This window comes from Amorphoplanes friuliensis DSM 7358 (assembly GCF_000494755.1).
GTDB classification, from domain to species: Bacteria; Actinomycetota; Actinomycetes; order Mycobacteriales; family Micromonosporaceae; genus Actinoplanes; species Actinoplanes friuliensis.
In genome coordinates, this window is sequence record NC_022657.1 from 4,917,788 (window position 1) to 4,939,301 (window position 21,514).

Sequence of the window (21,514 nt, forward strand, 5' to 3'; positions counted from 1 at the left end):
CGCCCTCTCGTTCGCCTGCCACGACCCTAGGCGGGGATGTCCGGGATCGACCATTGCGTCACGCGAACGGATGAGGGGTCAGTTGCCGTAGCGGGCGCTGTCGCCGAGTTCCTCCTCGATGCGCAGGAGCTGGTTGTATTTCGCTGTGCGGTCGGAGCGTGACAGGGAGCCCGTCTTGATCTGGCCGCAGCCGACGGCCACGGCCAGGTCGGCGATCGTGGTGTCCTCGGTTTCGCCGGATCGGTGTGACATGACCACGCGGTAGCCCGCCTTGTGGGCCGCGTCGACCGTCGTGAGGGTCTCGGTCAGGGTGCCGATCTGGTTGACCTTGACCAGGATGGCGTTGGCGTAGCCGCCTTCGATGCCGGCGCGCAGGCGGGTGACGTCCGTGCAGAAGACGTCGTCGCCGACGAGCTGGACGCGGTCGCCGGCGAGGCGGGTCAGGTGTTGCCAGCCGGCGATGTCGTCCTCGGCCATCGGGTCCTCGATCGACGAGATCGGATAGCGGTCGAGGAGGCCGCGCAGGTAGTCGACGTGTTCCTCGACCGTGCGTTTGCGGCCCTCGCCGGCGTAGTCGTAGACGCCGTCCGAGTAGAACTCCGAGCTGGCCGGGTCGAGACAGATGGTGATGTCGGTGCCGGGCCGGTACCCGGTCTGTTCGACGGCGCCGAGCACGAACTCCAGGGCCTCGTCGGCGGTGACGACGTGCGGGGCGAAGCCGCCCTCGTCGCCGACGTTGGTGTTGTGCCCGGCGGCGGCCAGGGATTTGCGCAGCGTGTGGAAGACCTCCGAGCCCATGCGTACGGCCTCGGACAGGCTCGCCGCGCCGACCGGAGCGATCATGAACTCCTGGAAGTCGAGCGGGTTGTCGGCGTGGGCACCGCCGTTGATGATGTTCATCATCGGCACGGGCAGCACCCGGGCACCGGCGCCGCCGACGTAGCGGTAGACCGGCTGCCGGTGTGCGAGCGCCGCCGCCTTCACCGTGGCCAGGGACACCCCGAGGATGGCGTTGGCGCCGAGTCGCCGCTTGTCGGGCGTACCGTCGAGGTCGATCATGGTTTGGTCGATGCGGGCCTGGTCCTCGGCCGGCAGGCCGGTCACGGCCGCGGCGATTTCGCCGTTGACCGCCGCTACGGCCCGGCGCACGCCCTTGCCGTGGAAGCGGGACGGGTCGCCGTCGCGCAGTTCGACCGCTTCGTGCGAGCCGGTCGAGGCGCCCGAGGGCACGGCTGCCCTTCCGAGCGATCCGTCCTCGAGCTCCACGTCGACCTCGACGGTCGGGTTGCCCCGGCTGTCGAGGATCTGGCGGCCCGTCACACGGCTGATCACGGTCATGTCGGCTCCCTGTTCGCTGATGTTCGCGGGGCCAGCGTGGCAACGGAACGGCAGCCCGGGAAGGGTCACGATGAACACCTTGACCCGTACCCGGGGGTGCGGGTTTAGGGTCGCGGGATGCGGGTGGGGGAACTGGCGCGGCGGACCGGGACGACGATCCGGGCGCTGCGCTACTACGAGACGGCGGGCCTCGTCGTGCCCCGGCGGCTCGGCAACGGGTACCGCGAGTACGACCCGATCGCGGTGCGTCTGGTCGCGCAGATCCGGGAGCTGACGGCGCTCGGGCTCAGTGTCGAGGAGACCCGCCCGTTCGTCGAGTCGATCGCGGACGGCGCAGACGACGCCGACGTGTGTGCGGCGGCGCTGGCCACGTACAGGAGCACCATCACGGGCCTGCAGGAACGCATCGGGAGGCTGACCGCTCAGCGGGAGGCCCTCGATGCCCGGCTCGACGCGGCCGCGGGCCGCGTCACGACCGGCGGCGCGGTGACCGGGAGGGACCCGGCCGGCCTGACCGGCACCCGGCTGCCGTCCCTGCGCTTCCACGGCACGGACGGGCGGCCGGTCGAGCTGAGTGCCCTGGGTCCGGGTCGCAGCATCATCTTCGTGTACCCCCTGACGGGCCGCCCCGGCGTCGACCTGCCCAACGGCCTGCTGGAGATCCCCGGCGCCCGCGGTGGCACCGAGCAGGCGGCGTGGTTCCGCGACCACCACGCCGAGCTGCGGCGCGCCGGAGCGGCCCGCGTCTACGGCCTGTCCGCGCAGTCGTCGGGGTACCAGCGCGAGCTCGTGCACCGGCTCCGGCTGCCGTACCCGCTGATCCCCGATCCCCGGCTGACGCTGGCCGAGGATCCGGGGCTGCCGACGTTCACCGCGGGTGACATGACGCTCTACGAACGCCTGACGCTGGTGGCGGCCGACGACGTGATCGAGCACGTGTTCCACCCGATCGCCGAGCCCGCCTCGCACCCCCGGCAGGTGCTGCGCTGGCTGACCCGGCGCGCACACTTCGCCCTCGACCGTGCCGGGACGGGCCGCTGATGTGACACTCACAGCGATGCCCTCCATCGACCACAGCCCCGTTCCGTGGCGTACCGCCGTGAAGATCGCGACCGGCGCCGCCACTCCCCTGCCGCCCTCGGTGGTCCCGTCGAGCGAGGCCACCGGCCGGGTGCTCGCCGCACCGGTCCTGGCCCGCGGCGATCTGCCCGGCTTCGACGCCTCGGCGATGGACGGTTACGCCGTGGCCGGCCGCGGGCCCTGGCGGGTGCTCGGCCAGGTGTACGCGGGCGGCCCGGTGTGGCCCGCGCCGCTCGGCGCCGGTGAGGCGGTCGAGATCATGACGGGTGCGGTCGTGCCTGCGGGAACTGTCGCCGTGCTGCCGTACGAGACCGCCGACCTGAACGCTGCGGGCCCGGGGCCGAAGGCGCACATCCGCCGGGCCGGCGAGGATGCCCGGGCGGGTGACGAGCTGCTGCCCGCCGGGCGGCTGGTGACGCCGGCGGTGGCCGGGCTGCTCGCCCAGGCCGGGGCGGACTCCGTGACGGTCCACGGCCGGCCCACGGTACGGCTGGTCGTCACGGGTGATGAGCTGGTCACGGCCGGGGTGCCGGGGCCCGGACAGGTCCGTGACGTGTTCACGCCGATGGTGTCGGCGCTGGTGGCCGCGGCCGGTGGGGTCGTCACCGACGCGGTGCTGATCGGCGACGAGCCCGAGCTCCTGGCCGCCGCCCTCACCACGGCCGACGCGGACGTGGTCGTGGTGACGGGCTCGTCGTCGGCGGGCGCCGCGGACCACCTGCACGGTGTCCTGAACGGCATCGGCGCGCGCCGGCTCGTGGACCAGGTCGCGTGCCGCCCGGGACGCCCGCAGTTGCTGGCCGAGCTGCCGGGTACGCGCTGGGTCGTGGGGCTGCCGGGCAACCCGTTCGCGGGTCTGGTCGCCTGCGTGACCGTGCTCGGGCCACTGCTCCACGGTCTGAGCGGGCGGGCCGCCCCCGATCTGATCCGGCTCCCGGTCACCGGCGACCTGCGCCCGGCCCCGGGTGTCACCCGGCTCGTCCCGGTACGGCTGGCCGGCGACCACGCGCTGGTCGTGCCCGGCGGACGTCCCGCCAGCCTGCGGGGCGCAGCCCTCGCCGACGCCCTCGCGGTGCTGGAGGACGGCTGGACCACCGGCATCCCGGCCGACCTGATCCCCCTGAACGGGCTGAACTCGTGAGCCGGCAGCGGTCCCGCAGCGAATCGCAGGAGTTCTTCGCGGCCCGGGCGGCCACCTGGGACACCAAGTTCGGCAGCGACCTGCCGGCCTATGCCGCGGCGGTTGCCGAAGCGGGGCTGCGCGCCGGCGCGGTGGTCGCCGACGTGGGCTGCGGCACCGGGCGTGCCCTTCCGGCGCTGCGAGCGGCGGCCGGGCCGGACGGCGTTGTGCTCGGGCTCGACCTCACACCGCAGATGCTCGCGGTGGCCGCACCCCGCGCTCGCGAGCACGGCGCCCACCTGGTCGAGGCCGACGCCCTGAGCCTGCCGATCGCCGGCGGGCGCCTCGACGCCGTCTTCGCGGCCGGCCTCCTCACCCACCTGCCCGACACGGACGGCGGGCTGCGCGAGCTCGCCCGCGTTACCCGGACCGGCGGCACCCTCGTGCTGTTCCACCCGATCGGCCGGGCCGCCCTCGCCGCCCGCCACGGCCACACCCTGCGCCCCGACGAGCCCCTGGCCGAACAACCCCTGCGGGAGGCGGCCGGCCGGACCGGCTGGGCCCTGACCCGGTACGCCGACGCGGACGACCGCTTCCTCGCGATCGCGGCCCGCCAGTAGGTTGTTGTTGCAGGTCACGGGCTTTTGCGGCGTTGTCGCGCAGGCGGGTCAGCGCCTACTGTCCCGGGTATGAGCCACCGCCTGCGCCACGCGCTCACCCCGCACTCGCACGACTCCGCCGGCAAGGTGGACACCGCACTGGAGTCGTCGCGCGCCGGTCTGCGGGCACTGTGGATCTCACTGGCGGTGCTCGGGGCGACCGCCGCCGTGCAGGCCGTCGTGGTGGCCTCCTCCGGCTCGGTGGCCCTGCTCGGCGACACCCTCCACAACGTCGCGGACGCGCTCACGGCGGTCCCGCTCGGCGTCGCGTTCCTGCTGGGGCGGCGCGCGGCGACCCGGCGGTACACGTACGGATTCGGACGCGCCGAGGACCTCGCCGGCATCGTGATCGTCCTGACCATCGCGGCCTCGGCGGTGTTCTCCGGGTACGAGGCGGTCCGCCGCCTCCTGGACCCCCAGGACATGACCCACATCGGGTACGTCGCACTGGCCGGAGTGGCCGGATTCGCGGGCAACGAGCTCGTAGCCCGGTACCGGATCTCGGTCGGCCGGCGCATCGGCTCCGCGGCCCTGGTCGCCGACGGTCTGCACGCCCGTACGGACGGCTTCACCTCTCTGGCCGTGCTGCTCGGCGCCGGCGGGGCGGCACTGGGCTGGCGCTGGGCCGACCCGGTCGTCGGCCTGCTGATCACCGTGGCGATCGTGCTCGTCCTCAAGGACGCGGCCCGCGAGATCTACCGCCGGCTGATGGACGCGGTCGACCCGGCCCTGGTGGACCGGGCCGAGACCTGCCTGCGGGACACACCCGGTGTGCTCGGGGTCGGCACGGTCCGGCTGCGCTGGATCGGTCACCGCCTGCACGCCGAAACAGAGATCACGGTCGGTGCGGACCTGTCCCTCGCCGCGGCGCACGCGATCGCCGTCGACGCCGAGCACCGCCTGAGCCACGCTGTCCCCCGCCTCACCACCGCTCTCATCCACCCCGACCCCGAACACGCGCACAGCTGAGCCCGAAAGCTGGACCTCGTCGTGGAGTCGCCGTGGGCTTCGGCGGCGCCCCCTAGGCTGGTCTGATGGTGATCGGGCGGTGGCGTAAGGGCAGTGCGCTCATCGCTGTCGCCGCGGTCGGACTGTCGGGTGTCCTGGCGCTGCACCGGCTGGTGCCCGGCGCCGCCGGGACGGCGCTCGACAGCGGGCTGCCGTGGCTGGGCCTGCTCGTGCCGGCTCTGCTCGGTGTCGCCGCCCTGCGCCGGTCGACACGCACCTTTGTCGTCTGTCTGCTGCCCGCGGTGTTCTGGGCCGCGATGTTCGGGCCGGTGCTGGTCCCGCGCTCGTCCGCCGACCATCACGACCTGCGGGTGGCCACGCTCAACCTGGGCGCCGCGAATGCGAGCCCGGAGCTGGCGCTGCGCGCGGTGGTCGCCGCCGGACCCGACGTCCTGATCCTCCAGGAGCTCACCGACAGGAACCTCGCCGCGGCGCAGCGGGAGCTCGACGGCGACTGGGCCTATCACGAGGTGACGGGCACGGTCGGTCTGTGGAGCACCCTGCCGCTGTCCGAGACCGGTCCGGTCGACATCGGCATCGGCTGGACGCGGGCGCTGCGGGCGACCGTGCCCACCCCGGACGGCCCGGTCCGCGTCTACGCCGCCCACCTGGCCTCGGCCCGGCCCGCCGCGACCGCCGAACGCGACCAGACGATCGCCGCCCTGGCCGCCGCCGTGGCCGCCGACGAGAGCCCCCGTGTCCTGGTCGCGGGAGATCTGAACACCACGACGACCGACCGGCAGTTCGACACCTTCGCACCGCTGCGCGACACCCAGCAGGAGGCCGGGGCCGGCTTCGGCTTCACCTGGCCGTCCGACCTGCCGGTGCTCCGCCCGGACCACATCCTTCAGCGCGGCATGTCGACCCAGCGCTCCTGGGTGCTCCGCGCCCCGGGCAGCGACCACCGCGCTGTCGTGGCCGAGCTCGACACCGCCTGAGACTCGCCCGCGCCGGTCAGCGGAAGACCAGGTCAAGGCCCCGGCGGCACGTCGGCGGCGGCCGGGATCAGACGCGGTAGGCCGAGACGGTCGTGCTCAGTTCGGCGGCCATGCGGGCCAGCTCGGCGGCGGTCTGCTGGGTCTCGGTCGCGCCGCTGGTGACCTGCTGGGCGGCCTGCGCGACCCCGGAGATCGTCTCGGCGATGCTGCTCGAGCCCTCGGCCGCGTGCCCGACGCTGCGGGCGATCTCGCTGGTGGTCGCGGTCTGCTCCTCCACGGCGGAGGCGATGGTCGTCGTGTAGTCGTTGATCGTGGCGATGACCTGGGCGATCTCCCGGATCGCCTCGACCGCGCCGTTGCTCTCGGCCTGGATGGCCGCGACCTGGGCGGAGATGTCCTCGGTCGCCTTGGCGGTCTCCTGGGCCAGGTCCTTGACCTCGCTGGCGACGACGGCAAAACCCTTGCCCATCTCGCCCGCGCGGGCGGCCTCGATGGTGGCGTTCAGGGCGAGCAGGTTCGTCTGCTGGGCGATGGCGGTGATCAGCTTGATGACGTCGCCGATCTGGGTGGAGGCCTTGCCCAGGCGGGCCACGCTGGTGTTCGTCGCCTCGGCGGTGCGGGCGGCGCCCGCGGCGACACCGGCCGCCTCACCGGCGTTGTCGGCGATCTCCCGGATCGACAGGCCCATCTCCTCGGCGCCGGCCGCGACGGCCTGCACGCTGTGCGAGACCTGTCCGGCCGACTCCGACACCGTGGTGACCTGCACGGACGTTTCCTCGGCGGAGGCGGAGAGCTGGAGCGACACCGCGGAGAGCTGCTCGGAGGCCGACGCGAGGGTGTGGGAGCTGCCGGTGACCTTGCCGACGAGGTCGGCCATGGCCTGCGCGGTGTGGTTGAGCGTCCCGGCGAGCTGGGCGATCTCGTCGCGCCCGGTGACCTCCACCCGCGCGGTCAGGTCACCCTCCCCGATCGAGGTCAGGGTACGCACACAGCGCGCCAGCGGCCCCACGATGAGCCGGGCGATCCCCGCCGCCACGACCAGGCCGATGACGGCACTGACGAGCAGCACCCCGAGCACCCACAGACGTGTGGAGTGGTAGAGGGTCTCGGCGGACGCCTCCTGCGCTGCGGCCGACGCGACGGTCTCCTCGGAGAGGGTGGACATGTCGGCGCGCAGGGCGGTCAGCTGGGTGGCCTGTTCGCCGGAGCGCACGGCGTTGAGCCGCTGGGTGTCCCCGGCGGCGGGCAGCAGCCGGTCCTGGACGAAGCTCAGATATCCGGCCCACTTCGTCTGGAAGGACGTGATCGCGGCCGTCTCGCCGGCGCCGATCGGGAACGTCCGGTATTGGGCGGTGGTCTGCGCGACCTGGTCCTCGGCGGTCTTCAGCGCGGTCGCGGCACTCGCGCGTTCGGCGTCGGTCGCGGCCAGGAGGTAGTCGTCGGCGGCCAGCCAGGTCCGGTTCACCGCACTGCGCAGTTCTCCTATGGTGTTGAGCTCGAGGCTGTGCCCGTACACCGTCTTGACCTGGTCGTTGGTCCTGTCGAGGCTGGTGAGGGCGTAGAGGCCGTCGGCGACGCTGAAGGTGGCGATGACGGCCACCGCGATCATGATCTTGGTGCCGACCCGCCGGTCGGTCAGCACTCGGAGCACGCCGGGGTCCGCCACTCCCATAGGAAACCACCAGGCGACCCGCAAAACGTCCGGAATGCTTCAGACCGATGGTGGCGGGACCGATGTACGGACGTGCGGACTCTCACCTGGCGAGGACTCTCGCCGGCCGTTCTGGCGGTCGTCACGCTCACCCTGCTCGGGCAGGTCGTGAGCGTCCTCGACGCGTCCGCCCGGCCGTGGATCCTCGCGGCCTCGGTGCCCCTGCTCGACCTGCTCGGCGCCGTCTACAGCTTCCGGGCGGCGCGGCGCAGCCCGTACCCGCTCGCGTGGCAGTGCGCGGGGGTCGCCCGCAGCGCCGCGGTGGTCACCACGGTGACGCTGATGGTGAGCGGGGCGACCGGGGACGAGGTCTGGTGGTGGGTGGGCACGTTCAGCCGCCTGCTGATGTTCGTCCTGCTGGCGGCCGGGGCCTTCTCCAGCCGGATCATGGAGCTACGCGGCCGGCGCCGGCACGCGTTCCTGGCCGAGATCCTCACCGTGCTGGCCGGCGGGTTCATGCTGGTCTGGTATTTCGTGCTCAATCCCATGTTCCTGAGCGGTGAGCCGAGCCACCTGTGGGTCTCGACGATCGGTTTTGCCGCCGGCGACCTGCTGCTGCTGATCGCCGCGAGCACCCTGCTGCTGGGCGGCGCGGTCCCCCACCTCCGGCATCCCGTCGCACCCCTGGTGATGGGCATGGCGCTCTATCTCGTCGCGGACTCGGCGTGGTCGTCGATCAGCGTGCACGGCGCCGAGCCGGCCGACTCTGCGCTCGCCTGCCTGCTCATGGTCCTCGCCTGTCTGCTGCTGACCCTCTCGCCGATGCTGCTGGCCTCCGGACCTCAGGCGCCCGGGGTTCGCAGCCGCCTGTCGGAGCAGCCGAAGTGGTCGGCGCGGCTCCCCGCCCTCGCGCTCGGGCTGGGCGGGACCCTGATGCTCGTCGTCACCGTGCGCGAGGACGACATGATGCCCTGGGGTGGTCTGGTCATCGGCCTGATCGTGATGGCCGCGGCCGTCATGCTGCGCCAGGTGATCTCGCTCCGCGACAGCCGTGACCTCGTGGTCTCCGACATGCTGACCGGGCTGGCGAACCGCACCGGCCTCGACAACGCCATCACCCAGGCGGTCAAGCGCCGGGAGCACGTCGCGGTCCTGCTCATCGACCTCGACGGCTTCAAGCTGGTCAACGACGCGTACGGGCACGCCGCCGGTGACACGGTGCTGGTCGAGTTCGCCCATCAGATGCGGTCGACCGTTCGCACCGGCGACGTGCCCGCCCGCATCGGTGGTGACGAGTTCGCGGTGCTGCTCACCGACATCACCACACCCGAGCACGCCACCGCCGCCGCCCAACGGATCCTGGCCGCTGCGGCGGCGAACCCCGTCCGGCTCGGCGAGGACGTCCTGCCGATCCGGGCGAGCATCGGTGTGGCGATCGGGACCGGTGAGGACTCGACCAAGGACCTGCTGCGCCGCGCCGACGTGGCGATGTACCAGGCCAAGCGGGCCGGGACCCACGCCTGGACGCTGCACGACCCGTCGATGACCGACCGGCGCGCCGAGGACGCCGCCCTCTCCGACGACCTCGCGCTGGCCCTCGACCGCGGCGAGCTCCACGTCCTCTTCCAGCCCATGGTCGATCTGACCAGCGGCCGGCCGATCGGCGCCGAGGCCCTGGTCCGGTGGCAGCACCCGACCCGCGGCATCGTCTCCCCGGTGCGGTTCATCCCCATCGCCGAACGCTCCGGGATCATCACCGAGATCGGGCTGTTCGTTCTCGAACAGGCGCTGCTGCAGCTCAAAGCCTGGCGGCAGCCGCTCTACATCAGCGTCAACCTCTCGCCGCGACAGCTGAGCGAGCCCACGATCGTGCACGACATCCTGGCCGTCCTCGGCCGCACGGGTGTGCCGCCGCAATCACTCGTCCTCGAGGTCACCGAGTCCGCGATCGTCGACGAGAAGACCGGCATCGCTGCCCTGCGCGCGTTGCGGGAGCACGGCATCCGCGTCGCCATCGACGACTTCGGCACCGGGTACAGCTCCCTGCAGTACCTGACGCGGCTGCCCGTCGACATCCTCAAGATCGACCGCAGCTTTGTCGGCGAGCTCAACGGCACTCCCGCCGGGTCCGCGATCACCGAGGCTGTCATCCGGCTCAGCCAGGTCCTGAACCTGACCACGGTGGCCGAGGGCATCGAGACGGCCGAGCAGGCCGCCGAACTGCTCACCCTGGGCTGCGACACCGGGCAGGGCTACCTGTACGCCCGGCCGCTGCCCGGACCCGACCTCGACCAGCTCATGACGACAACACGTCAGGGCGTCTGATACATCGGCTTGGTGACTGCGCCGCCGGTCGAAGGCGTGCTAAACCGTCGCCATGGCTGGATGGGTCGAGCACGGTACGGCGGACTGGACCGAGTTGCGCGTCCACGGGGTCTCGGGCACCCCGCCGGAGGCGATGCTCGAGCACCCCACGGTGCGGAGGGTCTCCGGCGACGCCGCCAGCGGCTTCTACCGCCGGGTGTGGCAGGCGCGGTCGATCGCCGCCGACGACCGCACGAGCGTCCTGGAGGCGTACTCGTGGGGTGGTCTGACCGCGGGCAGCAAGCTGCGGGCGCTGTGGTTGTTGCTGATCCCGTTCCTGCTGGCCAACGTGGCTTTTTACGCGCGGCCCGCGGACCGTCCGGGCTTCCGGCAGCGGCTCGGCGAGGCGGTGCAGCGGTTGTTCGCGCTCACCATCACCGCGACGCTGGTGCTGGCCACGGTGAACGTGTCGATGGACTTCGCCGGCTGGCAGTGTGTCCGGCCCGGCGGTGCGGGGTCGTGCAGTTCGGCCTGGGCGGGTTTCCTCTCCTGGCCGTGGCTGGACACACCGGGGCGGCGGATCGCGCTGACCGCGCTCGTGCCGATCGCCGTCGTCGCCCTGCTGTGGTGGCTCGCCAACAAGACGTGGTGCGCCAACGAGGTCACCCCGGTCGAGGCCGTCGACGCGGACAACGGCCAGCACTCACCTCTCGAGAACCGCCGCATGTGGAACAGTGCCCGGCCCGTACGCCGGCTGCGGGCCGTGCACGTCACGGCCGCGCTGGCCCTCGTCGGGATCCTGGCCCTGGCGCCCTTCACCCGGGACCGGCCGACGCTGCTGTCCGGAAGCCTGATGGGCGTTCTGCTGGCGACCGGACTGCTGAGCCTGGTCCTGGTCTGCCTGCCGAGCATGTCCGACCGGCCGGACACCGGCACCGAGGACGACGGCGGGGCCTCCACACGGTTCATCGCCTCACTGCCGTGGCTGACCCTCGGCCTGGTCGCGGTCTCGCTCGCCTGGATGTGGTTCGCGAAGCCGGTGCCGACGGGCTCACCCGGTGCACCCCGCACGTCACTGCCGTGGTTGTCGGCGGCGGTCCACATCGGCATCACCGTCCAGATCGTGCTGCTGATCATCATGGTGGTCCTGCTCACCGCCGTCCGCCGCCACAACAAGGGCGCAGCCTGGTTCGGATATGCCACCGCGATCCTGATGCTCTTCGGGTCGGCGCTGTCGGGCGCCTACGCGGCGGCGATGGTGCTGGCCGTCGCCCACCTGCTCGGCAAGCCGATGCCGCGCGACCGGGGCATCGATCCCCTCGTCACGCCGATGCCCTACTTCTGGGCGGCCGCCCTCGCGCTCGTCGTCGCCGCGGCAGCCGTGATCGTCGGCCTCTACGGATACTGGTCGCTGCGCCGGCTCGCCCGCGGCGCCATGCTCACCAAGGTCAACATCACCTACCCCGGCAACACCGATCCCGTACGCGCCAGAGCGATCGCGAAGCAGTGGGCCCTGGCCACCGCCGACAAAACTCTGCGCCAGGTGGCCGGGCGGTTCGTCGCCCTCACCGTGGTCCTGATCGTGGCGGCCTGCATCGGCTACGCGGCCGAGCAGACCGCGGTCACCGACACCCCGGTGCTGGCGGGCATGGCCAACGTCGGCGACTGGCTCATCGGCCTGTTCGCCGCCGGGCTGCTCTACCTCGGGCGGCAGACCTTCCGGAATGCCAACACCCGGAGGCTCGTCGGCATCATCTGGGACCTGGGCACCTTCTGGCCACGGGCCGCCCATCCCCTGGCGCCGCCCTGTTACGCCGAGCGGGCGGTCCCCGAGCTCGTCAACCGCATCGACCACCTGCGCCGGGACGGCACCGCCAACGTGCTGCTCTCCTGCCACTCCCAGGGCACGGTGCTGGGCGCCGCGGTGATCATGCAGCTGACGTACGAACAGAGCAGCTCCGTCGCGCTGCTGACCTACGGCGCCCCGCTGGACCGGCTGTACGCGCCGTTCTTCCCGGCGTACTTCGGCCCGGCCCAGCTGCGCCGCACGGGCTCGTTCCTCGTCCACGGTACGGACCTCCCGGTGGCCCGGTGGCCGTGGCGCAACCTCTACCGCCCGAGCGACCCGATCGGCGGTCCGGTCCTCGGCGCCGACTGCGTCGATCGACCCTTGGTGGACCCGGTCTTCGGCCGCGCCGCCGGCGACATCTCGTACCCGCCGACCCTGGGCCACTCGGGTTACACCGACGCCCCCGAGTGGGCCGCGGCGGTGGAAGAGGTCAAGGAGCTGCGGCTGAGCCAGGTGCCCTATGGTTTGCTGGCCACACCGCCGTAGAGCGCGACCTGGGCGTCGGTGAGGGTCTCCTCGTGGTCGGGGCGCCAGCGCAGGATCGGCACGACGCCCGGCTCGACGAGCTCCAGACCGGTGAAGAAGCGAGCAACGTCGTCGTGGCCGCGCAAGCGGGTGGTGATGCCCTGGCGGCGCATGATCGCGGCGAAGCGGGCCCACGACTCCGGGTCGTGGTCGTCGGTGATGTGCGACAGCACCAGCCAGCTCCCGCTGGGCAGACCGGCCATCAGCCGGTCGACGATCGACCACGGGTCGGCGTCGTCGTCGAGGAAGTGCAGGATCGCGAGCAGCAGCACCGCCACGGGCTCGTCGAGGTCGAGGGTCTCGCGGAGCTCCGGTGCCTTCAGGATCCCGTCGACGTCCTGGAGGCTGGCGTCCACGTAGGCCGTCCGGCCCTCGGGGCTGCTGGTCAGCAGGGCGCGGGCGTGGGTGAGGACGATCGGGTCGTTGTCCGCGTACACGATGCGGGCCGTGGGGTCGATCGCCTGCGCGACCTCGTGGACGTTGGGTGAGGTGGGCAGGCCCGTACCGATGTCGAGGAACTGCCGGACGCCGGCCTCACCGGCCAGGAAACGCACGGCCCGCTGAAGAAAAGCACGGTTCTGCAGGGGTGCCGTGGCGGCGTTCGGGTTGACCTTGAGGCCTTCGGCCGCGGCGGCACGGTCGGCGGCGAAGTTGTCCTTGCCACCGAGCAGCACGTCGTAGACGCGCGCGGGGTGGGGACGCCCGGTATCCAGAGGTTCGGCCACGTCGTCAGCATAGGACTTCAGCCGTCCTGCAGACGCACCCAGATGCGGTCGCGGGTGAACGGCAGGTCGGTGAAACGCACCCCGGTCGCGTCGCGCAGGGCGTTGGCCAGGGCGGGGGCGACCGGATTGAACGGGCTCTCGCTCATCGACTTGGCACCGAGCGGCCCGATCGAGTCGGCCGTGTCGGCGAAGACGACCTCGGTGTGCGGCACGTCCGCGAACGTCGGCAGGTGGTACTGCCGGAACCCGGCGGTCGTCACCCGGCCCCCGTCGTCGAGGTCGACGTGCTCGGCCAGGGTCGCGCCGATGGCCTGGGCGACACCGCCCTCGATCTGGCCCCGGCACTGCAGCGGGTTCATGACCGTGCCGGCGTCGGCACTGTGGACGCTGCGCAGGATCCGCAGCTCACCGGTGCCGGGGTCGACGGCGATGCGGAACCACTGGGCGTTGAACGCGACCGACCGCGGGCTGCCCGTCCAGTGACCCTCGGCCCGGATCGGGGACGCCGCCGAGGCCGCCAGGTCCTTGAGCGTCAGCCGGCCGTTCTGCAGCTCGACGGCGTCGGGAGCGAGACCGACGGCACCCGGACCGGCCAGCGTCAGCAGCTGCTCGCGCAGCGCCCGGGCGGCGTGCAGGACGGCCTGACCTGCGACGACCACACCCGTGGAGGCGAACGCGCCGGTGTCGTGGCCGACGACGTCGGTGTCGGACTGGCGGACCAGGACGCGGTCCGGCGTGGTGCCGAGCGTGTCGGCGACGATCTGGGTGTGCACGGTGGTGCTGCCGTTGCCGAACTCCGACGTACCGACCGCGATCTCGTACCGGCCGTCCGGCAGCAGGGTGACCGCCGCGTCCGCGAAGTGCCCGCCGGGCGGACCGGCCGCGATCATCGCCAGCGCCATGCCCTCACCCGTGAGCCACCCCTCGGGCGCCGGCGGGGCCGGATCGTGGGAGGCGGCCCGGACGGCGTCGAGGCACTGGTCGAGACCGTAACTGGCGATCATCAGGTCGTCGGCGTGGTCACCGGGGGCAGCCAGCGGCTCACCGGGACGCACGATGTTGCGCTCGCGCAGCAGCACCGGGTCCAGGTCGAGGCGGCGGGCCAGCTCGTCCAGGACCGACTCGACCGCGAACGAGACCTGACCCAGCCCGTACCCGCGGAACGCTCCGGACGGGACGGTATTGGTGTAGACGGCGAACGCGTCGACCTTCTTGTTCGCGCAGCGGTAGACGGCGATCGACTCGTGGCAGCCGTGGTACATGACCGCCGGTCCGTGGTTGCCGTAGGCGCCGGTGTCCGACACGACCCGCAACGACAACGCCGTCAGGGTGCCGTCGCTGCGGGCGCCCGCCTTCATCTCGACGATGAACGGGTGCCGCGTGGTGGCCGAGGTGAACTGCTCGGCGCGGGTGTACTCGAGCTTGACCGGGCGGCCCGTCTTACGTACGGCCAGGGCGACCAGGTCCTCGACCAGCATCTCCTGCTTGCCACCGAAGCCGCCGCCGACCCGGCCGGTGAGCACCCGGACCTCGTCCAGGGGCAGGTCGAAGAGGTCGGCCAGGGCGCGGCGGGTCAGGAACGGGGTCTGCGTGCTCGACCGGAGGGTCAGCCGGCCGGTGTCGTCGAGCCAGCCGAGCGCGCCGTGGGTCTCCAGGGCGGCGTGCTGGACGCGGGGAGTGCGGAACGTCTGGGCGTACACGACTGCGGCGTCCGCGAAGCCGGCGGCGACATCACCCAGCTCGGCGTGCAGCTCACCGACGACGTTCTCCGCCGGGCGCGCGATGCGGTGGCTCGCGTCCTTGTCGCCGTGCACGGCCGGTGCTCCCGGCCGCATCGCGGCTTCCGGGTCGGTCACCGCGGGCAGGATCTCGTACGCCACGCGCAGGCGCCGGCACCCCTCCTCGGCCGCACCCTCGGTGTCGGCGACAACGGCGGCGACCCGCTGGCCCACGTGCCGCACCACGTCGTCGAGCACACGGGTGTCGGCGGGGTCCTCGACCGGATGCTCGTGGCGGGCGGTGGAGAAGTGCCGGGCCGGTGCGTCCTCGTGGGTCAGCACCGCCTGCACGCCGGGCACGGCGAGCGCCTCGGTGGTGTCGATGGAGACGATGCGGGCGTGCGCGTGCGGCGAGCGCAGCACCTTGAGGTGCAGCAGGCCCGGAACGTCCACGTCGAACGTGTAGCGGGCGGTGCCGGTGACCACCTGCGGTCCGGCCGGTGCGCCGAGACTCGCACCGACGGCCTCACCCGCGCCCGGCTCCTCGACCGTGCGGACACCGTGGATCGCATCGGCGATCGCGCGGTAACCGGTGCAGCGGCAGAGGTTGCCCTTGAGCGCCCGGGGCAGATCGGCGAGCTTCTCCTCGTCCAGCGCGGCCGTGGTCATGATCATGCCGGCGGTGCAGAACCCGCACTGGAAGCCCTGCGCGTCCAGGAAACGCTGCTGCACCGGGTGCAGGCCGTCCGGCGGTGCCAGGCCCTCGATCGTGGTGACCTGCCGGCCCTGCGCGCGGAACGCCGGGTAGACGCAGCTGTGCACAGGCTGTCCGTCCACGTGCACCGTGCAGGCGCCGCAGTCGCCGGTGTCGCAGCCCTTCTTGACACCGAAGCAGCCCTCCTCGCGCAGGTAGGTGCGCAGGCACTGCCCTGCCCGCGGTGCCCGCTCGTGGTCGGTGCCGTTGATCCGGACGCTCATGCGGCCAGCTCCGCCCGGATCTCCTCCGCGAAGCGTCCCGTCAGGTGCTGGCGCCACGCGGGGAGGCCGTGCACGTCGTCGACGTAGTCGTCGTCGGCGATGGTGTCCCGCAGCGCCGCGGCGAGCAGGCCGGCCGCGGGAACGTCCGGGAAGCGGAGCTGGAACGGACGCACTGTGGACCCGGTCACCGTCAGCACCAGGCCACCGCCGGGCTCGAGCCGCCCGGCGATCAGCGCCGCGGACCGGCCGTGGGTGAACAGCGAACCCTGCCGCAACGCCGTACGCCCGGTCAGTGCGGCCGCGGGCAGCGTGATCGAACGCAGCAGCTCGCCGTCGGTCAGCGCGGTCGTTCCCTCGCCGGTGACGAAGCGGGCGACCGGCATCCGTCGTTCGCCGCCCGGACCGAGGATCAGGCACTCGCCGTCCAGCGCGGCGGTCAGCGCGATCATCGGGCCGGCGGGCAGGGCGGCGCAGAGGTTGCCGCCGACCGTCGCGACGTTCCAGATCTTGAAGGAGGCGAGGAACGCCCGGCAGCACGCGGTGGCGAGCCCGTGGAAGGCGGTGAAGTGCGCTGCGCCCTCGAAACCGGCCAGGTCGGCGACCGTACAGGTCGCGGCGATCTCCAGCCCGTCGTCACGCACCGTGATCGGGGTCCAGCCGGCGGCAGCCAGGTCCAGCAGCCGCGTGACGCCGGGATCCGGCTCGGCGAAGAGCGCCGTCCCGCCGGCGAGCCAGGCGTCACCAGGACGCCACTGCCCCACCGCGGCCGGGCTGACCACCTCGACGACCGTGTGCAGATCCACGTGTGATCCCCCGATCCTCCACTGCGGTGCCTGGTCCGGAACAACGGTACGTTACGCGGCGTGTGTTTCCGGCGCGCGAACAGTTATCGTCGCCTGCGGGCAGTGATCGACGGGGAGACGAGGCGCTGATGCGGCCGTTGCGGCACGGGTACACCAATGACACCCGGGGTGACGGCAGTGTGGTGATCAAGCGGTACACCGGACCCGACGCCCCGCGCCGCTGGGCCACGGAGCGTGACGCCCTGGAGACCCTCGCGGGCCGCCTGCCCGTCCCTGCGGTGCTCGCCGCGCGCACCGGGGAGTTGCACCTGGCCCACCTGCCCGGAGTGCACGGGCAGGAACTGATCGATGCCGGTCAGGCACCCGCCGTGCTGCACTCCTGCGGGACGATGCTGCGGCGGCTGCAGTCCGAGGGTGTCGTGCACGGCGACTACGGGCCCAACAACCTGCTCTTCGACGCGCACACGTACGAGGTGTCCGCGGTCCTCGACTGGGAATGGTCGCACCCGGGCACCGGCACGATCGGCGACCTGGCCTGGTGCGAGTGGATCGTTCGCACCCACCACCCGGCCGAAACCGGGGCGCTGCCCGAGCTCTTCGCCGGCTACGGCAGCCGCCCGCCCTGGAACGAGCGCCGCAGCGCCATGCTCGCCAAGTGCCGTCAGATGCTGGCGCTGCGCCGCCAACTCGGCACCGCCGACCCCGGTTACACGCGCTGGGAGGGCCACATCGCCACGACCTCCGACTGGGCGGAATGACATGTCACTGATGATCTTTGTGCACGGGTGGCCCGAGCTGGGGCTGGTCTGGCGGGCGCAGGCCGAGCACTTCACTGCCGCCGGCTGGCGGTGCGTCACCCCGGACCTGCGCGGGTACGGCACGGCGCCCGCGCCGGACGACACCTCCGCGTACGCCGTCGAGCACGTCGTCGCCGACCTGATCGCCCTGCACGACAGTCTCGGCGGTGAGCCCGCGGTGTGGGTCGGGCACGACTGGGGCAGCCCGGTGGTGTGGGCGCTTGCCGCGCATCACCCCGAGCGGGTCCGGGCGGTGGCCAGCCTGTGTGTGCCGTACCTGCCGCAGGGGTTCGCGCTGGAGACGCTGGTGCCGCTGGTCGACCGGGACCTCTACCCGGCCGAGCGCTTCCCGTACGGCCAGTGGGACTACTACCGCTACTACGCGGAGAGCTTCGAGCAGGTGACGGCCGACTTCGAGGCTGACGTCGAGGCCACGGTGTCGCTGCTGTTCCGCCGCGGCCGCCCCGAGTCGGTGCAACGGCCCGCCCGCAGTGCCGGTGTCCGGGCGAACGGTGGCTGGTTCGGGGCCGCCCGGCGGGCCCCGCAGCTCCCGCGCGACGAGACGATGCTGTCCGCCGAGGACCACGCCACCATCGTCGCGTCGCTGAGCGCCAAGGGCTTCCGCGGGCCCGGCGCCTGGTACCTCAACGACGACGCGAACGTGGCGTACGCCGCGCGGGCGGCGTACCCGGAGCTCCGGATGCCTGTGCTGTTCGTCCACGCGGCCTGGGACGCGATCTGCGAGACGCGCGGCAGCCGCCTGGCCGAGCCGATGCGGGCGGCCTGCACCGATCTCACCGAGACCACGATCGACGCCGGTCACGAGGTCATGCTCGAGGCCCCCGCCGAGACCACCACCGCGCTGGCCACCTGGCTCGCCGCCGCCGGACTGACACCTTGACCGAGCTGACACGGCGTCTCCGCACGACCGACGCGGTGGTCGTCGGCCTGAGCGCGATGATCGGTGCCGGCGTTTTTGCCGCGTTCGGGCCGGCGACGGCGGCCGCGGGTGCCTGGCTGCCGGTCGCGCTGGCGGTCGCCGCGCTCGTGGCCTGGTGCAACGCGATCTCCTCGGCCCGGCTGGCGGCCGTCTACCCGGCCTCCGGCGGCACCTACGTGTACGGCCGGGAGCGCCTCGGCGACCTGTGGGGCTTCCTCGCGGGCTGGGGTTTTGTCCTCGGCAAGACGGCGTCGTGCGCGGCGATGGCCCTGACCTTCGGCGCCTACGTGGCACCCGGGCACGAGCGGCTGCTCGCCGTGACCGCCGTGGCCGCGCTCACGGCGCTGAACCTGGCCGGTGTCCACCGGTCGCTGCCGGTCGCACGGATCCTCGTCGCCGCGGTCATCGCCGTCCTGATCGCCGTGATCGTCGCCGGCACCTCGGGTGGGCTGCACCTGAGCGCCGGCGGGCCGGTCGTCTCGCCCTGGGACGTCCTCCAGGGCGCCGGCCTGCTGTTCTTCGCCTTCGCCGGGTACGCCCGCATCGCCACCCTCGGCGAGGAGGTCCGCGACCCCGCCCGCACCATCCCCCGCGCGATCCCGATCGCCCTCACGATCACCCTGATCCTGTACGCCGCGGTGGCGCTCACCCTGCTCGGCACGCTCGGCCCGGCCCGGCTCGCCGCCGCGACCGCCCCGCTGGCCGAGGTCGGGCCGGAGTGGCTCGGCCCGGTCGTGCGGGTGGGTGCGGCGGTGGCGGCGCTGGGTTCACTGCTCGCCCTGATCCTCGGAGTGTCCCGGACAACGTTCGCGATGGCCCGCGGCCGACACCTCCCCGCGGGACTGGACGCGGTCGGCGCCCGCGGGGTGCCGCACCGCGCCGAGGTCACCGTCGGTGTCGCGGTTGCCCTGCTCGTGCTGGTCACGGACCTGCGCGGCGCGATCGGATTCTCGTCGTTCGGGGTCCTCGTCTACTACGCGATCACCAACGCCTCCGCGCTGACCCTGCGCCCGGACGAAGGTGCGCCCCGGCGCTGGGTCCCGATCACCGGCCTGGCAGGCTGCCTGCTGCTGGCAGCGACCCTGCCGCTCCCGGCTGTGGGGGCCGGGCTGGCGGTGTTCGCCGCCGGGGCGGTGCTCTGGTTCGTCCGCGCGAGGCGGGTCTGACCGGGGCCGGCGTTCCTGCCATGTGGACGGTCTCTTCCGGCCAGTGGCCAACGGGAGCACCGTCGTCACATCACGCAGTGTTTCCATGGGGGCAACATGTCGGATAATGCGCGCATTCTGGTGGTCGACGACCAGCCCACCGTCGTCGACATGCTCGCCTCGGTACTGACCTTCCACGGGTTCGCCGTGGACACCGCCCGCACCGGTGAACAGGCGGTCGAAAAAGCCGCCGAACACAGCCCCGACCTGGTCCTGCTCGACACGATGCTGCCCGACGGCGACGGCCTGGACGTGTGCCGGCGGCTGCGCGCGGGCGGTTCGGCCATGGGCATCATGTTCCTCACCGCACCCGACGCCAGCGCCGACCTGATCGCCGGTCTCGCGTACGGCGACGAGGACTGGATCACCAAGCCGTTCGACGTGGAGGTCCTGCTGACCCGCGTCCGCGCCCTGCTGAGCCGCAGCGGCTCACCGTCGGGCGACCGCCTGCTGCGCTACGCCGACGTGGAGCTCGACCAGGACACCCACGAGGCGCGGCGCGGGGGCGAGGTGGTGCCGTTGAGCCGTACCGAGTTGGAGGTCCTGCGGTATTTCCTGCAGAACTCCGGGCGGGTCCTCTCCCGCGGCCAGATCGAGGCCGCCACCGCCTCACCGGACGTCGACGCCGACGTCACCTCCCTGCGCACCGAATTGGACCGGCTCGGTGCGCCGCTGATCGTCACCCACCGCGGTTTCGGGTACGCCCTGCGGGCGGGCCTGCCCTGATGGTCCCCGACAGCGTCGACAAGGCCCGGGCCTTGCTGGCCGGTGCGCGCCGGGTGGTCGTCTTCACCGGGGCTGGGGTGTCCGCCGAGAGCGGCATCCCGACGTTCCGCGACTCCCTCACCGGCCTGTGGGAACGCTTCGACGCCCAGGCCCTGGCCACACCGGAGGCCTTCCGCGCCGACCCCGCCCTCGTCTGGGGTTGGTACGAGTGGCGGCGCACCGCCGTCAGCCGCGCCTCGCCGAACGCGGCCCATCGCGCCATCGCCACCGTCGAGGCCCGCCACCCCGGCACGGTGGTGATCACCCAGAACGTCGACGACCTGCACGAACGCGCCGGCTCGGCGGCCCCGCTGCACCTGCACGGGAGCCTCTTCGCACCACGCTGCGCCGACTGCGGCCGACCCGCCGCCCGGCCGGACGGGACCGCCGACGAGCCGCTGGAGGGACGTCGGCTGCCCCCGCCCGCGTGCGCCCACTGCGCCGGTCCGGTGCGTCCGGGCGTGGTGTGGTTCGGCGAAGCCCTGCCCGCGGACGTCCTCGATCGGGCGGTCGAGGCCGCGGCGTCGTGCGACCTGTTGCTGACCGTGGGCACGTCAGGCCTGGTTCATCCCGCCGCCGAGATCCCCCACGTGGCGGCCCGCCTCGGCGCCGCCGTGGTCCAGATCAACCCGCAACCCACACCACTGGACGCGGTCGCCGACGTGAATCTGCACGGCGCGGCCGCGGAGATCCTGCCGTTGCTGACCCGCTGACCCGCAGATCAGCGCCCACGCCGTCGCGGGCAACCGCCCTCTGAGCAGCGTCCGCGCCGCAGCGGGCGCCGACCCTCTGATCAGCTTCCGCGCCGCAACGGACGCTGGCCCTCTGATCAGCTTCCGCGCCGCCACGGACGGCGGCCCTCTGATCAGCTTCCGCGCCGCAGCGGGCGCCGGCCCTCTGAGCAGCGTCCGCGCCGTCGCGGGCGCCGGCCGCCTGATCAGCGCCTGCGGCGCCGCGGGTGCTGGCCCTCTGATCAGCGTTCGCGGTGTCGCGGATGCGGATGGCCCGTGCCGGACAGCAGGGCGAGACCGCTGATCACGGCCGCGACGAGAAAAAGGGCGACGAGCAGCAAATTTCCGATCATGGCGCTACCTCCCCACCCTTCCCAGGG

General features: G+C 72.7%; 17 protein-coding genes. 12 read left to right on the forward strand and 5 right to left on the reverse strand.

From position 1 onward, the window contains the following. Positions 1-78: 78 nt before the first annotated feature. Complete coding sequence (eno, locus tag AFR_RS22890) at positions 79-1,338, reverse strand: phosphopyruvate hydratase (protein WP_023363304.1); 1,260 nt, start codon at positions 1,336-1,338, stop codon at positions 79-81. Positions 1,339-1,455: 117 nt separating this feature from the next. Between eno and AFR_RS22895 the strand changes: the two genes are divergently transcribed. The 5 genes from AFR_RS22895 to AFR_RS22915 all read left to right on the forward strand — a co-directional run bounded on the left by AFR_RS22895 (position 1,456) and on the right by AFR_RS22915 (position 6,143). Next, a complete protein-coding gene (locus AFR_RS22895; RefSeq protein ID WP_023363306.1) occupies positions 1,456-2,379 on the forward strand; it encodes a MerR family transcriptional regulator in 924 nt (307 codons plus the stop codon). Positions 2,380-2,395: 16 nt separating this feature from the next. Continuing rightward, positions 2,396-3,559, forward strand: a complete 1,164-nt coding sequence (locus AFR_RS22900; protein WP_023363308.1) for a molybdopterin molybdotransferase MoeA — start codon at positions 2,396-2,398, stop codon at positions 3,557-3,559. Further along, entirely contained in the window at positions 3,556-4,158 is a 603-nt protein-coding gene (locus AFR_RS22905; protein WP_023363310.1) for a class I SAM-dependent methyltransferase, read from the forward strand. Before AFR_RS22900 ends, AFR_RS22905 begins: the two co-directional genes overlap by 4 nt. Before the next feature lie 69 nt (positions 4,159-4,227). Further along, positions 4,228-5,166 carry a cation diffusion facilitator family transporter gene (locus AFR_RS22910; protein ID WP_023363312.1) on the forward strand — a complete coding sequence of 313 codons (939 nt, stop codon included), beginning with the start codon at positions 4,228-4,230 and terminating at the stop codon, positions 5,164-5,166. Positions 5,167-5,231: 65 nt separating this feature from the next. Beyond that, positions 5,232-6,143, forward strand: a complete 912-nt coding sequence (locus AFR_RS22915; protein WP_023363313.1) for an endonuclease/exonuclease/phosphatase family protein — start codon at positions 5,232-5,234, stop codon at positions 6,141-6,143. 67 nt (positions 6,144-6,210) lie between these two features. On the opposite strand, the gene AFR_RS22920 is transcribed toward AFR_RS22915, so the two are convergent. Next, complete coding sequence (locus tag AFR_RS22920; RefSeq protein WP_052359434.1) at positions 6,211-7,815, reverse strand: methyl-accepting chemotaxis protein; 1,605 nt, start codon at positions 7,813-7,815, stop codon at positions 6,211-6,213. Positions 7,816-7,887: 72 nt separating this feature from the next. On the opposite strand from AFR_RS22920, the gene AFR_RS43815 reads away from it, so the two are divergent. Together AFR_RS43815 and AFR_RS22930 are read left to right on the forward strand one after the other, a co-directional pair. Continuing rightward, positions 7,888-10,119 (forward strand): putative bifunctional diguanylate cyclase/phosphodiesterase, encoded by a 2,232-nt coding sequence (locus AFR_RS43815; protein WP_023363317.1) that lies wholly within the window; start codon positions 7,888-7,890, stop codon positions 10,117-10,119. A gap of 52 nt (positions 10,120-10,171) precedes the next feature. Beyond that, positions 10,172-12,433 carry a hypothetical protein gene (locus tag AFR_RS22930; RefSeq protein WP_023363319.1) on the forward strand — a complete coding sequence of 754 codons (2,262 nt, stop codon included), beginning with the start codon at positions 10,172-10,174 and terminating at the stop codon, positions 12,431-12,433. Here the strand turns inward: AFR_RS22930 and AFR_RS22935 are convergent. From AFR_RS22935 to AFR_RS22945, 3 genes are read right to left on the reverse strand one after another with little or no spacing between them, the layout of a single operon-like run. Then, a complete protein-coding gene (locus AFR_RS22935; RefSeq protein ID WP_023363321.1) occupies positions 12,406-13,197 on the reverse strand; it encodes an SAM-dependent methyltransferase in 792 nt (263 codons plus the stop codon). The genes AFR_RS22930 and AFR_RS22935 overlap by 28 nt on opposite strands. Before the next feature lie 17 nt (positions 13,198-13,214). After that, on the reverse strand, positions 13,215-15,893 hold the full coding sequence (locus tag AFR_RS22940; RefSeq protein WP_023363322.1) for a molybdopterin-dependent oxidoreductase: 2,679 nt from the start codon (positions 15,891-15,893) through the stop codon (positions 13,215-13,217). Continuing rightward, positions 15,890-16,696, reverse strand: a complete 807-nt coding sequence (locus AFR_RS22945; protein ID WP_023363324.1) for an FAD binding domain-containing protein — start codon at positions 16,694-16,696, stop codon at positions 15,890-15,892. Before AFR_RS22945 ends, AFR_RS22940 begins: the two co-directional genes overlap by 4 nt. 128 nt (positions 16,697-16,824) lie before the next feature. On the opposite strand from AFR_RS22945, the gene AFR_RS45225 reads away from it, so the two are divergent. The 5 genes from AFR_RS45225 to AFR_RS22970 all read left to right on the forward strand — a co-directional run bounded on the left by AFR_RS45225 (position 16,825) and on the right by AFR_RS22970 (position 21,116). Further along, complete coding sequence (locus tag AFR_RS45225; protein WP_023363325.1) at positions 16,825-17,454, forward strand: phosphotransferase; 630 nt, start codon at positions 16,825-16,827, stop codon at positions 17,452-17,454. A gap of 1 nt (position 17,455) precedes the next feature. Beyond that, positions 17,456-18,394, forward strand: coding sequence for an alpha/beta hydrolase (locus AFR_RS22955; RefSeq protein WP_023363327.1), 939 nt, complete (start codon positions 17,456-17,458; stop codon positions 18,392-18,394). After that, complete coding sequence (locus AFR_RS22960; RefSeq protein WP_023363329.1) at positions 18,391-19,599, forward strand: APC family permease; 1,209 nt, start codon at positions 18,391-18,393, stop codon at positions 19,597-19,599. The genes AFR_RS22955 and AFR_RS22960 overlap by 4 nt, the downstream gene beginning before the upstream one ends. 96 nt (positions 19,600-19,695) lie before the next feature. Then, entirely contained in the window at positions 19,696-20,364 is a 669-nt protein-coding gene (locus AFR_RS22965; protein ID WP_052359435.1) for a response regulator transcription factor, read from the forward strand. Then, a complete protein-coding gene (locus tag AFR_RS22970; RefSeq protein ID WP_023363332.1) occupies positions 20,364-21,116 on the forward strand; it encodes an SIR2 family NAD-dependent protein deacylase in 753 nt (250 codons plus the stop codon). The genes AFR_RS22965 and AFR_RS22970 overlap by 1 nt, the downstream gene beginning before the upstream one ends. The last annotated feature ends 398 nt before the right edge of the window (positions 21,117-21,514 follow it).

Excerpts from the sequence above, each read along its gene's own strand:
- AFR_RS22920 (WP_052359434.1), bottom strand. The coding sequence starts at position 7,815 with ATGGGAGTGGCGGACCCCGGCGTGCTCCGAGTGCTGACCGACCGGCGG.
- AFR_RS22900 (WP_023363308.1), top strand. The coding sequence starts at position 2,396 with ATGCCCTCCATCGACCACAGCCCCGTTCCGTGGCGTACCGCCGTGAAG.
- AFR_RS22930 (WP_023363319.1), top strand. The coding sequence starts at position 10,172 with ATGGCTGGATGGGTCGAGCACGGTACGGCGGACTGGACCGAGTTGCGC.
- AFR_RS22940 (WP_023363322.1), bottom strand. The coding sequence starts at position 15,893 with ATGAGCGTCCGGATCAACGGCACCGACCACGAGCGGGCACCGCGGGCA.
- AFR_RS22915 (WP_023363313.1), top strand. The coding sequence starts at position 5,232 with ATGGTGATCGGGCGGTGGCGTAAGGGCAGTGCGCTCATCGCTGTCGCC.
- AFR_RS45225 (WP_023363325.1), top strand. The coding sequence starts at position 16,825 with ATGCGGCCGTTGCGGCACGGGTACACCAATGACACCCGGGGTGACGGC.
- AFR_RS22895 (WP_023363306.1), top strand. The coding sequence starts at position 1,456 with ATGCGGGTGGGGGAACTGGCGCGGCGGACCGGGACGACGATCCGGGCG.
- AFR_RS22965 (WP_052359435.1), top strand. The coding sequence starts at position 19,696 with ATGTCGGATAATGCGCGCATTCTGGTGGTCGACGACCAGCCCACCGTC.
- AFR_RS22955 (WP_023363327.1), top strand. The coding sequence starts at position 17,456 with ATGTCACTGATGATCTTTGTGCACGGGTGGCCCGAGCTGGGGCTGGTC.
- AFR_RS22970 (WP_023363332.1), top strand. The coding sequence starts at position 20,364 with ATGGTCCCCGACAGCGTCGACAAGGCCCGGGCCTTGCTGGCCGGTGCG.
- eno (WP_023363304.1), bottom strand. The coding sequence starts at position 1,338 with ATGACCGTGATCAGCCGTGTGACGGGCCGCCAGATCCTCGACAGCCGG.
- AFR_RS22910 (WP_023363312.1), top strand. The coding sequence starts at position 4,228 with ATGAGCCACCGCCTGCGCCACGCGCTCACCCCGCACTCGCACGACTCC.